At 59.8% G+C, this 15120-nt stretch carries 11 protein-coding genes and 1 pseudogene; 7 read left to right on the plus strand and 5 right to left on the minus strand.

Features of this window, described 5'->3' with window-relative positions:
• The first annotated feature begins 7 nt into the window (after nt 1-7).
• From FS665_RS10705 to FS665_RS10715, 3 genes are all read left to right on the plus strand, one after another.
• Nucleotides 8-1174, plus strand: coding sequence for a cupin domain-containing protein (locus FS665_RS10705; protein WP_145187423.1), 1167 nt, complete (start codon nt 8-10; stop codon nt 1172-1174).
• Nucleotides 1167-1595, plus strand: a complete 429-nt coding sequence (locus FS665_RS10710) for a GNAT family N-acetyltransferase (RefSeq protein ID WP_145187426.1) — start codon at nt 1167-1169, stop codon at nt 1593-1595. Before FS665_RS10705 ends, FS665_RS10710 begins: the two co-directional genes overlap by 8 nt.
• 139 nt (nt 1596-1734) lie before the next feature.
• Nucleotides 1735-3699, plus strand: a complete 1965-nt coding sequence (locus FS665_RS10715; protein ID WP_145187429.1) for a DNA topoisomerase III — start codon at nt 1735-1737, stop codon at nt 3697-3699.
• Between the two features lie 5 nt (nt 3700-3704).
• Here FS665_RS10715 and FS665_RS10720 read toward each other — a convergent pair whose 3' ends face one another.
• Nucleotides 3705-4421, minus strand: coding sequence for a glycosyltransferase family 25 protein (locus tag FS665_RS10720; RefSeq protein ID WP_145187432.1), 717 nt, complete (start codon nt 4419-4421; stop codon nt 3705-3707).
• Nucleotides 4422-4476: 55 nt separating this feature from the next.
• A complete protein-coding gene (locus tag FS665_RS10725; protein WP_145187435.1) occupies nt 4477-5847 on the minus strand; it encodes an oligosaccharide flippase family protein in 1371 nt (456 codons plus the stop codon).
• A 219-nt stretch (nt 5848-6066) separates the two neighbouring features.
• Here FS665_RS10725 and FS665_RS10730 point away from each other — a divergent pair, with 219 nt between their 5' ends.
• Entirely contained in the window at nt 6067-6561 is a 495-nt protein-coding gene (locus FS665_RS10730; protein ID WP_145187438.1) for a LuxR family transcriptional regulator, read from the plus strand.
• Between the two features lie 130 nt (nt 6562-6691).
• Here FS665_RS10730 and tssM read toward each other — a convergent pair.
• The 3 genes and pseudogenes from tssM to vasI form a co-directional block, all read right to left on the minus strand.
• A pseudogene (gene tssM / locus FS665_RS10735) lies at nt 6692-10299 on the minus strand (type VI secretion system membrane subunit TssM).
• Nucleotides 10296-11765 carry a type VI secretion system protein TssA gene (gene tssA, locus FS665_RS10740; RefSeq protein WP_145187441.1) on the minus strand — a complete coding sequence of 490 codons (1470 nt, stop codon included), beginning with the start codon at nt 11763-11765 and terminating at the stop codon, nt 10296-10298. Before tssA ends, tssM begins: the two are co-directional and overlap by 4 nt.
• Nucleotides 11753-12385 (minus strand): type VI secretion system-associated protein VasI, encoded by a 633-nt coding sequence (gene vasI, locus FS665_RS10745; RefSeq protein WP_145187655.1) that lies wholly within the window; start codon nt 12383-12385, stop codon nt 11753-11755. Before vasI ends, tssA begins: the two co-directional genes overlap by 13 nt.
• 317 nt (nt 12386-12702) lie before the next feature.
• Between vasI and tssB the strand changes: the two genes are divergently transcribed.
• Genes tssB through tssE form a run of 3 tightly spaced genes read left to right on the plus strand, consistent with a single transcriptional unit; the run spans nt 12703 to nt 15120 of the window.
• A complete protein-coding gene (gene tssB / locus FS665_RS10750; RefSeq protein WP_145187445.1) occupies nt 12703-13206 on the plus strand; it encodes a type VI secretion system contractile sheath small subunit in 504 nt (167 codons plus the stop codon).
• Nucleotides 13207-13222: 16 nt separating this feature from the next.
• A complete protein-coding gene (gene tssC / locus FS665_RS10755; RefSeq protein ID WP_145187448.1) occupies nt 13223-14713 on the plus strand; it encodes a type VI secretion system contractile sheath large subunit in 1491 nt (496 codons plus the stop codon).
• Complete coding sequence (gene tssE, locus FS665_RS10760; protein ID WP_145187451.1) at nt 14710-15120, plus strand: type VI secretion system baseplate subunit TssE; 411 nt, start codon at nt 14710-14712, stop codon at nt 15118-15120. Before tssC ends, tssE begins: the two co-directional genes overlap by 4 nt.

The following is a 15120-nucleotide window of genomic DNA, read 5'->3' on the forward strand; positions in this document are numbered from 1 at the left end:
GTTGAACATGAATCCTGATACTCCACTGCAGCTGCTCGGCGGCATTTCGGCCCGCGAATTCATGCGCGACTACTGGCAAAAGAAGCCACTGCTGGTGCGCCAGGCCTTCCCAGACTTCGAAAGCCCGATCGACCCGGACGAACTGGCAGGCCTGGCGCTGGAAGAAGAAGTCGAGTCGCGCATCGTGCTCGAGCACGGCGCCCATCCATGGGAGCTGCGCCGCGGCCCGTTCACTGAAGAAACCTTCGCCGAACTGCCGGAAAAAGACTGGACCTTGCTGGTTCAGGCGGTCGACCAATTCGTCCCGGAAGTCGCGCAGCTGCTGGAGCATTTCCGCTTTCTGCCGAGCTGGCGTATCGATGATGTGATGATCAGCTTCGCCACGCCAGGCGGCAGCGTCGGTCCGCACTTCGACAACTACGATGTATTCCTGCTTCAAGGCCATGGTGAGCGCAACTGGAAAGTGGGTCAGATGTGCAACAGCGACAGCGCGCTGCTCGAGCATGCCGACCTGCGTATCCTGGCTGATTTCGAACAGACCGGCGAGTGGACCCTGGAGCCCGGCGACATGCTCTACCTGCCGCCACGTCTGGCTCACTACGGCGTTGCGGTCGACAACTGCCTGACGTATTCGGTTGGCTTCCGCGCCCCGAGCGCCGCGGAAGTGTTGACTCACTTCACCGACTTCCTCGGCCAGTTCCTGCCCGATGAAGAGCGCTACAGCGACGCCGACGCACAGCCCGTCAGCGACCCGCACCAGATTCAGCACGAAGCGCTGGATCGTCTGAAAGCGTTGATGGACAAGCACATGGGCGACAAGGACCTGCTGCTCACCTGGTTTGGCCAGTTCATGACCGAACCGCGCTATCCCGAGCAAGTGGTGGGCGACGACTTGAGCGAAGACGAGCTGATCGACGCTCTGGAAGACGGCGCCATCCTGATCCGCAATCCGGCCGCGCGCCTGGCCTGGTCCGAACTGAACGACGACCTCATGCTGTTCGCCAGTGGTCGCAGCTGCCCGCTGCCGGCCAAGTTGCGCGACCTGTTGAAGCTGGTGTGCTCGGCCGACGCGTTACACATCGACAACCTTGAGCAATGGCTGCAGGATGAAGATGGCCTTATGCTGGTACAGCAGTTGATCAAACAAGGAAGCCTGGGATTCGCCAATGAATAAGATTCGTGTCCGCCTTGCCGACTGGCACAAGGACAACGCCGACATCCGCCGCATCCGCGAGACCGTGTTCATCGCCGAGCAGCATGTGCCGCCGGAGCTTGAATGGGACTCGGATGATCCGGGCGCTGCGCATTTCCTGGCCCTGGAAGGCGATTACCCGATTGGCACGGCTCGCCTGCTGCCCGACGGCACCATTGGCCGAGTCTCGGTGCTCAAGGATTGGCGCGGCCTCAAGGTAGGCGACGCGTTGATGTACGCGGTGATCGAAGAAGCGCAGAATCGTGATCTGAGCCAACAGACGCTCAGTGCTCAGGTTCACGCGACGCCGTTCTACGAGCGCCTGGGCTTTCGTGTCATCAGTGAGGAATTCCTCGAGGCAGGCATTCCCCACGTCGACATGGTGCGCGATTCACGCGCCTGATCCGGCAGTGCGTCGCTCCCCCAGCGGGAGCGCGCAACTGCAAGCAACATAAAACTGTACATCCATACAGATAAAGCTTGCCTGTGCGCCCACGCTTGCGCATCCTAGCCCGAACATTTCAGATAAAGCGTTTCCGGCCATGCGCCTGTATCTCTGCGAAAAACCCTCCCAGGCCAAAGATATCGCTAAAGTACTCGGTGCCAACCGCAAGGGCGACGGCTGCTGGCAAGGTACCGATGTGTGCGTCACCTGGTGCGTCGGCCATCTGCTGGAAACAGCGCCACCCGACAGCTACGACGCGCGTTACAAGCGCTGGAACCTGACTGACCTGCCCATCATTCCGCAGAGCTGGAAGATGCTGGTGAAGCCCAAGACTGCTAGCCAGTTCAAGGCCGTCAAGCGGCTGCTGGGCGAAGCGCACGAACTGGTGATCGCTACCGACGCCGACCGTGAAGGCGAAATGATCGCCCGCGAGCTGATCGAGCACTGCCGCTACCGCGGCCCCATCCAGCGCTTGTGGCTATCGGCCCTGGATGATGCCTCGATACGCAAGGCGCTGGCGCACCTGCTACCGGGTCAGCAGACCTTCAACCTGTATCATTCGGCCTTGGGCCGATCTCGCGCCGATTGGCTGATCGGCATGAACATGAGCCGGCTTTTCACCCTGCTGGGTCAACAGTCCGGTTATCAAGGGGTACTGCCCGTGGGCCGGGTGCAAACCCCTACCCTGCGCCTGGTCGTGGACCGTGATCGCAGCATCGCCGATTTTGTGCCAGTGCCGTTCTGGGCCATCGAAGTCCAGCTGCAAAGCGCGGGTCATCTGTTCAATGCACACTGGCGCGCACCTGACGAACACTGCGATGACCAAGGCCGGTGCCTGAACCAAGCACTGGCACAGCAAGCAGCGGCCGACATGCAGGCAGCCGCTGTTGCGCAGGTTTTGAACGTGGCCACCGAGCGCGTGCGTGAAGCTGCGCCACTGCCCTTCGACCTCGGCACGCTGCAAGAGCTGTGCTCGAAAAAGCTCGGCCTGGGCGCGCAGGAGACTTTGGATATCGCCCAGGCGTTGTATGAAACCCACAAACTGATCACCTACCCGCGCAGTGACTGCGGGTACTTGCCGGTGAGCCAACACGGCGAAGCGCCCGCTATTCTCGCTGCGCTGCAGCGTGCCGATGCCAGCCTGGCGCCATTGCAGGCGCACCTGCAGCCGCAACGCCGATCACGGGCCTGGAACGACGCCAAGGTCAGCGCCCACCACGGCATCATCCCCACCGCAGCGGCCAGCGACCCCGCTCGCTTGCCTGCCAAGCACAAGGCGGTCTATACCCTGATCCGCGCGCGTTACCTCGCGCAGTTCTTGCCCAACCATGAGTACGACCGCACCCAGGCCGAGCTCGACTGCGCAAGTCACGCCTTGCGGGCGGTGGGCAAACAGATCGTCGAGCCAGGCTGGCGCCGCGCCCTGCCAGAGGCATTGACGCCGCCCAAAGGTCGCGAAGCGCAGCCGGCTCAGGTCCTCCCTCCCCTGCAACAAGGGCTGGCATGTGCCGTGCAAGGCGTACAACTCAAGGATCTGTGGACCCAGCCGCCCAAACCCTTCACCGAAGGCGACCTGATCAAAGCCATGAAAAATGTCGCCAAGCTGGTGGACGACCCACGCCTGAAGCAGAAGCTCAAGGAAACTACCGGCATTGGCACGGAGGCGACGCGCGCCAGTATCATCCAGGGCCTGCTTGACCGTGGCTACCTGGTCAAGCAGGGTAAGGCCCTGTCGGCGACGCCGGCCGCGTGCAGCCTGATCGACGCGGTGCCTCGGGCGATCGCCGATCCCGGCACCACAGCCATCTGGGAGCAGGCGCTGGATATGGTGCAAAGCGGCGAGATGAGCCTGGAAGCATTCGTTGCACGGCAGTCGGCCTGGATGGGCAAATTGGTCGAACGCTGCCGCTCGATGCGCATGACCATCACTGGGCCTGCCGTGGGCAAATCACCACCGTGGAAGAAAAAGCGCCGTGCTGGTGGCCAGAGCAAAGCGGCCGAGGGCAAGGCCAAGGCCAAGGCCAGCAAGCCGCGACAGTCCAGGCGTAAAAGCAGCGGTTGATCGGCTTAGCGAACCCGCCTAAGTTTTGCCGCCTTCAAGCGCCTGTACAGCGCCATGACCGGCCGTAAGATCGCCAACCGGTCGAATATCGACAGTGTATGCAGGTCAGTGCGCGAAGGCCTCTGGTAACCCAGATTCCAGGTGAAGTAGTACGCTTGGATGCTCTTGTCGGTATGGATCAGCGTGTTTAGCGCTGCATCGTAATGCATAGACCCGCCCTCTGGATGTCCCGGTGGACGCTCCAGCACTTGAGTGAGAAACGCACGCAATTTAGCCAGGCTCTTGCCATTCACCGCATAGAAGTGAGTGAGGTGAATCGGTCCGTCCACCAACGCCCAGCCGGGTTCATCGGCGTTGCCTTCACAGGAGTGGCCCAAGTACAGAATGTCCCACTCCAACCCTCGTAACGCTTCGACAGCTTGCTTGCCAAATGTACCGATGCGCTGTGAAAACTGAATGTCGTCTTCCAGAATGAGCACGTTGTCGACGTTGAGCCGCTCGGCTTCTTCGAGGATGCCCAAGTGGCTCAAGAAGCATCCCCGCGCACCGATACTCGGAAATCCCTCTTGAGCGTCAGGTTGAACGGCAGCATAGAAGCCGATTTTTTCGTTATCCAGAGCAAAGCCGTGGCGAGCGAATTCAGCTGTCGTTTCCTGACGGCGGTCGGTTCTGGCAGGTATGTTGATGATCCGGGTTCGATCAAAATACTCGATTACATTCATCTTTCAGTCCTTCGTACCACTGATCGACGCCACGAAATTGCAAGCCTGAAGCAGCTCACATGAACAGTTTGCTAAGCAACTCGCCGCATAACGCGCCAATGAGCAGTACCGGTAGCACCAGCAGCTCGCGCTTGATGCTCAACATGCCCAATTGGTGGCTGACCTTGAAGATCAGGAACAATGTGAAGAAGGTATGCAGGGCCACGCCCCACAGCGCGTAGTGCACACCGCCGATCGCCAGCAGCAGCGGCATCAGCGTGAACAGCGCGACCACACGGATGATGTTGTCCATCGCCATGTACTTGGTCAGGCCGAGCGCCATCCATATCTGCTGGGTTAGGCTGTAGCGCAAGGTGAACAGCGATAGCGACAGCACTGCCATCATCTCGCCGGCGTCATGGTAGCGCTCGTCGTATAACCATTGAATGATCAGCGGGCTGGCGGTGAATAGAAAGCCGCAGGTGAACAGCGTCAGCACATCGAACATCAAGCGAAAGCGAAAGTACAGCTGGCGCAGACGGTCCTTGTCGCCGCTGCGGGCGGCTTCGCTGAAAGCCGGCAAGGCTACTGCCCCGGCCAAGCGCAACAGGCTGGTCTGAAATGCAGCGAGGATACCGATGGCAATCGAATACACCCCCAACTGCGCCACCGTCATGCTGCCGCCAAACCAGATGCGGTCGCCCTGCATCGCCAACACCCCCACCGCCGAGGAGAGAAACACCCAGCGTCCGTAGTTCATGATTTCCTTGAGGGCGACCGGGTCCCACTGTGGGCGATCTCGATGCCCAGGAAAGATCATGTGGCTAAGCACCGTGGTAACCAGCGTCGACACCAAGCCCGCCGCCACCAGCGCCCAGATCGACCGGGTCAGGTAGCCAATGATCAGCATTACCAGCAAACCTGCCACTTGCGATACCAGTTCGACCAACACCACTTTCTTCTGTTGGAAGGTGCGAATGGCCACGTCGATCTTGGTCGACTGGAAGGCGAAGATAATCGCGAAGAATCCAGTGACCGCCAATACCCCCGGCAACTCCGGTGCTGCATAGGTGGAATGCGCTGGCCACACTTGGTAAAGCTGTGACACCCAAGCGCCCAGCGCGACCAACTGCATGACCACGAACAATCCGAAGCCGCGGATGATCTGTAGCGACCACACCGTATTGAGAAACAACGGCTCGTCGCCGCGCGGGCTTTGAATGATGTTCTGGCGCAGTCCCACATCCGACAGCAACAGCAGCAACACGGACACGGTGGTGGCGATGGCCATGAGACCGAACATTTCCGGCAGCAACAAACGGGTGATCAACAGGTTGCCACCCAAGCGGATCACCTGGGAGGCAACAATGGAGCCGATATTCAGCGCCCCAGCCAACAGCACGCGTTTGCGAAGACTTTGCGGGGACGGGACATCGATCGTAGACATGGCACCCAGAGACCTGATTTTTCAAGACGTTACTATAGTCGCGATCTGCCATATCGCTAAGGGGCGGGTCAGGTGTTTTTATTGATATTTGCGAAAACGCACCTAGCATTTTTGCTAGTTGCGCTTGAGCATGATCAAGCGTGAAATGAAGGGCCACAGCCACCGCTTGCATCGCTGGCGTTGACGTCAAAGAATGCGCGCATTCTACAGGGAGGTTCCATGCTTGACTGCACGGCAGAGGACTGGCCGCATGCGTGCGACTTTCCTACGCTCTTGGAGAAATTACCCCGGCTCATCCATACGCTGGGGTTTCACTATTTTCATTTCGCCTACGTATCTGATCGCCGTAACGTCACGGAAGGAAACCTGCTGCCAGGTGGTGCACAGCTCGTGCAAGCGGCCCTGGGGACTCGACCTGAGCATGCCCGATATTCCAACCTGCCATTGCTGTGGGACACCCAGACGTTTCGCAGGTCACCAGATCGGTGGCGCGAGGCCCATGCGCTGGGCCTTCGTCATGGCTGGATACAACCCGTTAGGCTTGGCTTGGCTTCGAGCTACCTGGCAGTATTGAGGCCCCATGTCAGCGTGTCACGCGACGAACTGTATCTGAAGTCGGCGTGGATCATGTGGCTGAGCGAGCGCCTGCACCTTGCCGTTGAATACAGCGATGGCGCGCCTGACTCAGGCAATCATTGTCTTGACCGACAGTGATTGCCTGAGCCGAAGCACGATCTCCAGTCACAGCCAATCAGCTAGGTGAGGACAACCAAAGCCAGTGCCGCTTGCCCGTTCAGCCACAAGCTCGCCTCTCGGCGATTACCTGATACACATCGCGCTTAGCCTATCGGCGAGCCCGCGCCGTCTGCAGTGCCTTGGACGAGTACTGCAACAACCCGCGTGGTAACTGGAACCCTTCGAACGGCTGTTGAGTGATCGGGTTGAATGCTTTCTCAGCACTCAGCCTGTAGCGCATTACGCCGTCTGCGGTGCTGAAACTCAGGTCCACGCTGGTTGCCGTGCGGCCAATGAGCGATCCACGGCTGAGTAAGCGAAACATCGACCACGGACCGCGATACTCCAGGCTGCTGCTATTACCGTTCTGCCTGAGCAAGGTCAGGTTGCTGCGCACATGCTGGCTCAACGTATTTGGCCAGACGATGCCGGTGATCTGGCGCGGACCATGGGTATAGGAAATCAGCTGCCCGTCTAGATCCAGCAGACTGGTGCGCTGATTGGCACTGAGCCCCAGCGGTTCGATGCTGAACTGCACACTCAGGTTGCCACGTTGATCGAAGAACGTTTCGCGGATGCGGTCTGCCCGCTCAAGTTGCTCGATAATGTCGCTGCGAATCAGCGAGCGCCCGTGTTGGCTGGCCTGCAGAGCTTCGAGGTTGTCTTTCAAGAAGACCTTCAGGTACTGGTCGTTGAACTGCTGCAACCGCCCCCTCGGTCCGAAGAATGCCTCGAAGTCGTCCAGCGAGGCATCGGGCGCCCGCACCACGAAGGGGTAGCGGCCAGCCAGGCGCTCCTGAAAAAAGCTGTAAACCTCCGCATCCCAGCGTCGCTCCAGCTCCCGCAAGGCTTCGATGTTGAGCACTTGCGCCGTTTGATCGGCGACTTTTCTGATCTGGTGGTTGATCGGCTCTGGCAAGCTGGTGGCTACACGTTGCAGGGTGCCGATCGGATCCTGGCCTGTCATCGAGAAGCGCTGATGCACCGCCTGGAGTGCGGCTTTGCCTCTATCCGGGCTGTCTTGCACCGCCTTGGCGTAATCGTGAACTGCGGTCATCGCGGCAAGGATTTCGTCGTAATAGCTGGGCTTCTCAGCTGTTGCTCGCAGCATGGCGCTCAGCCCTGCAAAAGCACGCTGAATGGCCAACGCCTGTTGCTGCTCTGGCCTGCCGGTTGCCGGCCGCAGCGCCTCAGCCTTCTCAAGTGCATCGACGCCCACAGCGGATGAAAGCGAAGTATTGTCTTTGATGGTATCCAGCAGCCGATGCAAAGGGGCTGCGGGCCCGGTCAGCTGCTGCAGGACCGCAACCCCGTGATCCAGATCGCGGAAGTCAGCCACCGAGAAGGCATTCAAGGCTCGCCGCCAACTGTCGATGAAATCGGCGCTGTACAGATTTCGTAACCGTTCGCCCAGCGCCTCGCGGTCGGCATCCGAGTAATCCAACTGGCCGCGCTCACCCAACGCCCACTCATCAACCATCGCCAGTTCGGCGAACCGCTGACTGCGGGGTTCGAAGTACTCCTTAAAGCCCTTGGCGGTCAGCATCGGCTCCAAGAGCACGCCTTCGACGTCGCTGGCACCGGTGGATGACTGATACACCACATCGAAGGCCGGGCCGACCTGATTTCGCAGGTCCAGGCCGCTATGCAGTTGCTCGGCGGCCTGCTGTTTGAGGCTGGCATAGACCCGCTCTGGCAACGGCATCCTGCGCAACGTCTGCTGTACCTCGGCGATACGCTGGTTGTACTGCGGCAATTCGGTATCGACGTAGGTCAAGGCGTACTTCAAGTGCCGCATCAGGTCGCCCTGCAACTGCCCCTGGCCTGGGAATTTTTGTTGCCACTGGCGAGCCATCCACTCCTCGACCCATTCGGGCCGGCGGTTCTGGCGATCCTCCAACATCCGATAAACCCTGAGGGCAGCCATCTGCTGCTCGCTGCCTGGCGGTGCGGCATCCATGGCCTCGATCACTCCGCTGGCCAGGGCAGGCAAGAAGCGTTTGGAGAGCAGGCCCAAATAGGCCTCATCGATGCGAGGGCCGATGGCACGCCCCTGATACAGCCCCAAATCAGCAACTCCCGGCCATGCGGCGCGGTAATCGTCAAATACCGAGACCGCGTCGCGGACCTGGTCCAGCGGCCCAAGCAGGTTGCGCCCGGTCGGGTCCAATCGCTGGTCAACCTCGTGGTAACTGTATTGCTTGCTCTTGGCGAGTACATTGGCGGCCTTGGCGCCATTGATCTCGAAGTAACGCTGCCAACCGGCGATGGCGACTGAAAATGCCAGTACGCCCACCCCGGTGCCCACCCAAAGCAGCTGCCGCTTGTTGCGCGCCACGCGAATGTTATCCGCGGCAAGCCCGGATTCCGGATAAATGACGCGCTTGAACGCATGCTGGATGAAATAGGCCAATGCCTTGCCCTGTGCCTTGCCTTCAAGCAATGGAAGCCTGGTCTTGTAAGGCTGCGCCGCCTCACGCACGAAGGCATTGAGCATGTCCCCTTGCTGTACGACCGAAGACCAGTACACGCCACGCACCAAGGCCGGCGTGGTGAAACGGTCGCTTGCCAGCGTTTCTTTCAGGAAGCCCAGCAGTATCGGGCGCAGCCCGACCAACTGGGCGTGCAACGAGAAAAGACGTGCTCGCAATGGCGCAGCGCCCAACGTATCAAGCCGGTCCAGCACCTGCTCGAACAATTGGCCGATTAACTGATCGTAGTAAACACCATACTCTTCCAGCCAGGCGTCGAACGTTCCGGTCGCATCGAGCTTGAAGGTGAAGCCCAGCATCTTTTCCCGCGTGGCCGCAGGAAGGCCGGCATACAGCTGGTCAAAACCATCGAGCAGGTCAAACTTGGTCAGTACTACATACAAGGGCAAGCGCGAGCCCAACTGGCTGCTCACTTCGTACAATCGCGTGCGCAACACCTGTGCCAATGCAATGCGCTGCTCGGGTATACGTGCAACAGGGCGGGCAGGTCGACAACCAGCAACACACCGTTGAGGGCTCTCTGGCTGCGGTTGCGCAGCAGCCAACCTAGCAGGTGTTGCCACAACCTGGCCGGCGCAGCGGGCGGTACTTCCGATGCGTCTGCTTCTTCGCCGGGCCAAGCTGAGCGCGACTTCTGGCTGATGAAGGCGCCCGGTGGATCGATGATCACCGCATCATTGCTGATCCACCAACCGACCGGGTAGGCCAACGCTTGTGCTTGTCGGCCACGCGCCTGCGCTTTGTCGATGCGGGTCAGCGAGAAGCTTTGTTCGGTACGGTCAATGAAGCTGGTCTTGCCCGCGTGCTGGTCGCCCACCACCAGGTACCAAGGCAATCGATACAAGGCGCGCCGCCCGCCGGCATTTTGCAGAAAGCGCGCAAGGCCTTGGTCCAAGGCTTTCTCTTGCGCTCGAACGAAGGGTAAGGTTTGGTCAAGTTCCGCGGCCACTGCCTGATTGCGCTCTGCCTGCAGGCGGCGATTACGCCTGCGCAGCACGACGAGCCAGCCCAACAACGGCACCAGCACGAGCACCAGGCTCGCCAGCCCACGATGGGCCATTCTGGCCAACGGCTGCTGCTCACGCCAGGTCCATTGCGGGCCGAGCCACCAGATGGCAACGAGCAACAGTACAGCGCCCAGCCCGAGCAGCAGTGGCATGGCCAGACCGATACGGGTCACCAGGGGCAAGCCCCAACGCTTGAGGTGCTTCCACAGTTGATTCATCGTGAGTCCCGTTCCTTGTTCAGTTCAGCCTGTACCTGCGGCGCCGCATACTGCTGAAGACGTTGAAACACCTCCGGCTCCCAGGCGCTGGCGGTGGTTTCCTGCATCGTCCTGGTAACACCTGCGCACAAATCCCGGGCCAACCAAGACACTCCCCGGGCGGCCAACAGGTCGGCAGCGATGACGGTGGTATGGCAGCGTTCACGGGGGGCGTGAAGCTCCGCCTGCATCCCCTGCAACCGCAGCAGAACCGGCTCGACGCCGCCCGTTTCCAGCTGGCTGACCAACTCCTCACGCAGGCTGACAAACTCATGGGCGGCCGCGCCCTGATCGGATACGCCTTGTGTGCCCTTGAGCCAAGCTAGGCATTGGTCATCGACAAACACCTTGCCATCGCTGAAACACAGCTGCAGCAGTGCCGGCATGCGCGACACGAACCGCGCGGTCGCGGCGCGAATGGCTTGCGCCACTTCACTCATGGCCAGTTGCGTGGCAGCGGTCGCAGCCAGGAAGCTGCCGCGTATCCAGTAGGGGCAAGCCGTCACGCTCTTTTCGATTCGCAGCAGCAATGCCGCGTCAACCGCAGTCCTCGCAAGGGCCTCTTCGTAATCGCCGGCGATATCCTGTGGCACCGCCATCAGCTCTGTGCGGTTGCCTTGCTTGGTTGGCGGCGGCGACTGGATATGGGCCCACAAGCCAAACCGCCGCAGCTGGTAGCCCGTCGGGTCGTACAGGTCTTGCTGGTTGATCTGCTCGGCCATGCTCAGCAGGGCCCTGCGTGATTCACGCTCGTTGCCCAACGACACGCGAGGCACGGGTGTAGCGATGACTTCGGCCAGCGGTGCAGGCCTGATGCTCACCGATGAGGTATCGACTGAGGCTGAGGCGGTAGAGGACTCGCCTACACCGTTGGCAAGTTCTGTGTGTTTGCCAAGCAGGTGCTCAAGTTCGCTAAGAAGCGCTTCATCCAATTGCGCAGCCCGTTGCAACCGTTGCAACGCGTCTTGGGCAGCCGCCGCGTGGGCCGGGCTGTACGTAAAGCGATCCAGCCGTGGCAGCGCTTCGATCAAACGATTGAGCATCAGGGCGACCAGCTTGCGCTTGCCCAGAAACCCTTTTGGGCCAGGTTTCGGGTGAGAGCTTTCCCAGTAGTGTTCGACCAGACCGGCCAGCAGTGCCAAGCTAAAGCCCCAGCGCTCCCAGCATCGGCTGCGCAGCCAGGCGACATTCAGGTGAGCGGCGATGCGCAGGTGCTTGCATTGCTGGCTCAGGTACTGGCGGGACGCTTCCTCGATGTAGGCCCAGTCGATGGAAGACGCCTGCAGTCCGCCCAGCTTGACCATTTCCTGGTCAATGGCCTGGTAGGTTTCGTCCTCCACATCGAACAGGCCGGCCGGTGACTGCGCGTCGATGGGAGCTAGCAGCCGAGCCATTTCCTGCACGTTGATTTCCGCTACCAGCGACATGTTTTGCGCGCCTCGTCGATGAGCGGGTCCAGGCCTTGAGCATCGAAGATCAACCCATCGACTGTCGGGTTATCACTCTCGACTTGAATGCGATGAGCCCCGATCAGTTGCTTGATCTGCTCGATGCCCGGCAAGCCTCTACCGGCGTCGAGCACCTGGCCGTTCTCCGTCACCTGCCAGAGTGTCGGCACTGTAGCGCCACGCTTGCCCTGCAAGCGGACCGTCACGCGTCCGGCATCGATGGGCCGTGCCGTGACAAGTTGCAACCTGGAGATGTTCTGCACACAGCTGATCACCAGGTAGGGATGGGGGGCGACCGAAGCAATCGCAGGTGCGGCGATCATGAGCCCGTGCTCTTCAGACCTTAGGCGAAACGTGAGGTCATCCGGCGCCCGCTCCGCCTCTTGGGCCATCACGCGGCGCAAGGTAGGCGAGTCTTGCTCCGGTGCAGACCATTGCACAGGCACACGGTGCGCAGGTGTTCCAGCGAAACTATCGAAACAGGCCAGGCGCTCAAGGTTGGACACGATCCGTGGACAATCCTGATCGGAATACGCGGTTATCGGCAAACAACCAAGCGACAGCGAAAGAATTGCGCCATAAGCATTTTTACCAATCATCGCAAGCAAATTCCCTCTCGATAGTGCATATGCCCTATTCCATCAGCGGGTATAAAACCCACCGCCAGACCCCCAGCGAACAAAACTAGCGAGAGCCTAGCCGATAGAAATCGAAGGCTACAAACAAATATTTTCTTACACTTTCTCGCTCGACTAAATATCAATAAAGGCGACATGGTTTTTAGGCGAGCAACAACAAGGCCTGCCATTTTATTTATACCGTACACCGATATCAAAGAAGTTTCCTACACAACTAAATCGAAGCCCTTACGCAACTACCAGGAACTACGCCCACAAAACCAAGGAGAGATTCTGCGATGTCAAAATCCACAGGATCGGTTGCACCCAAAGAGCGCATCAATATCAAGTACGTACCCGCCACCGGTGATGAGAAGGCCGAAGTAGAGCTGCCGCACAAGATGCTGGTGATGGGCGATTTCGGCCTGAGCGATGCCCGTGCGCTGGAAGACCGGCCGGTCATGCGCATCGATAAACACACCTTCAACAGCGTGCTTAACGACGCCGATGTCAGCCTCGCCATGTCGGTACCGTCCACGCTCAGCGCGGCTCCGGATGCGGAATTGGCAGTCAACCTGCAGTTCAGGTCGATCAGCGACTTCGGACCCGACCGCATCGCCCGCCAGGTACCTGAACTGAACAAGCTGCTGGAGCTGCGCGAGGCCTTGGTCGCCCTCAAGGGCCCGCTGGGCAACGTGCCCACGTTCCGCAAGCAGCTGCAGGATTTGCTGAACGACGAGCATGCGCGCAAGCAACTCGCCAAAGAACTGGACCTGGTGCTTGAGGCACCCCAAGAAGACTGAGACAACGGAGCGTCCCATGCCACAGCGAACCAGCACTACTGTCGCCGTTGAAACAACGGGCGAGATATTGAGCAATGTTACCTTGCTCGACCAGATCATGGCGCAAACCAAACTAGCGCCCGCGCAAGAGGGCTATCAGGTCGCTCGCCAGGGTGTCTCTGCCTTTATTACGGAAATACTCAAAAGCAATGATCCAGATCAACTAATCAATAAGCATCGCGTCGATCAGATGATTGCGGAACTGGACCGGGCACTGAGCAAGCAGATGGATAGCATCTTGCATCAGCCAGCGTTCCAACAGCTTGAGTCTTCGTGGCGCAGCCTCAAAGTTCTGGTCGACCGGACGGACTTTCGCGAGAACATCAAGCTCGAAGTTCTGCATGTCAGCAAGGAAGACTTGCTCGATGATTTCGACAATGCCGCCGATATCACCTGCAGCGGTATGTACAAACACGTGTACACCGCCGGCTATGGTCAATTTGGTGGTGAGCCCGTTGCGGCCATGGTTGGCAACTACAACTTCGGGCCCTCCTCCCCCGATATCAAACTGCTGAGTTACATGGCTTCTATCGGTGCCATGTCGCACGCGCCTTTCCTCGCAGCCCCATCCCCTGAGTTCTTCAACCTGAGCAGCTTCGAAGAGCTGCCCAACCTGAAGGAAATCAAGGACATTTTCGCCGGACCACGACATGCCAAGTGGCGGGCATTCCGTGAAAGTGAAGATTCCCGCCATGCCGCCCTGACCGGACCACGCTTCATGCTCCGCTCGGCCTATCACCCGCAAGAAAACCCCGTCCAGAGCTATCACTACTACGAGAACATCGACGGCAAGCACGACAACTACCTGTGGGGCAACTCTGCCTTCCTGCTGGCCAGTTGCATCAACGACAGCTTTGCCCGCTACCGCTGGTGCCCGAACATCATCGGCCCGCAGTCGGGCGGTGCCGTCGAGGACCTGCCGGTGCACCTGTACGAATCCCTGGGGCAGCTGCAGGCCAAGATTCCTACCGAAGTCCTGATCTCCGACCGCAAGGAGTTCGAGTTGGCCGAAGAAGGTTTCATCGCCCTGACCATGCGCAAGGACAGCGACAACGCTGCCTTCTTCTCGGCCAACTCGATACAGAAACCGAAGACCTTCCCCAAAACCCCCGAAGGGCTGCAAGCGCAGACCAACTACAAGCTCGGCACCCAGTTGCCCTACCTGTTCATCGTCAACCGCCTGGCCCATTACATCAAGGTGCTGCAGCGCGAGCAGATCGGCAGCTGGAAAGAGCGCAAGGATCTGCAATCCGAGCTCAACAAGTGGATCAAGCAGTACGTCGCCGACCAGGAGAACCCGTCAGCCGATGTACGCAGCCGCCGTCCGTTGCGCGCGGCGAAAGTCGAGGTGTCCGACGTGGCCGGCGATCCTGGCTGGTACCAGGTTTCACTTGCCGTGCGCCCGCACTTCAAATACATGGGCGCGAATTTCGAGATTTCCCTGGTCGGCCGGCTCGATACCCAATGAGTGGATTTTTTGATCGCTTGATGACGGATCAGCTCGCCAACCGCACACCTTCTCGGCAAGAGAACGCCGCCGAGAAATTCGCCGCCATCAAGCGCCACCTGGAAACACTGCTCAACGCCCGTCAGGGCTGCTCACAAAGCAGCCCTGAGCTGGGCCTGCGTGATTTCAACGGGCACGACGCTAGCAGTGGCGACTTGCTGAAGCAGGTGAGCGCCGACATCCACCGCACCATCCGGCGCTTCGAGCCGCGCGTGCACGTACGTTCGCTCAACGCCATGCCCGATTGTCATGCCCCGCTGGAATTGCACTTCAGGCTGGACTGCCACGTTCAGGTCAACAACCAGAAGGAGCAGCTGCAACTGGAGCTGCTGGTAAACGGCCATAGCGGCCACACCCGAGTGAGGTGA

This window comes from Pseudomonas sp. URMO17WK12:I11 (assembly GCF_007677725.1).
Taxonomy (GTDB): domain Bacteria; phylum Pseudomonadota; class Gammaproteobacteria; order Pseudomonadales; family Pseudomonadaceae; genus Aquipseudomonas.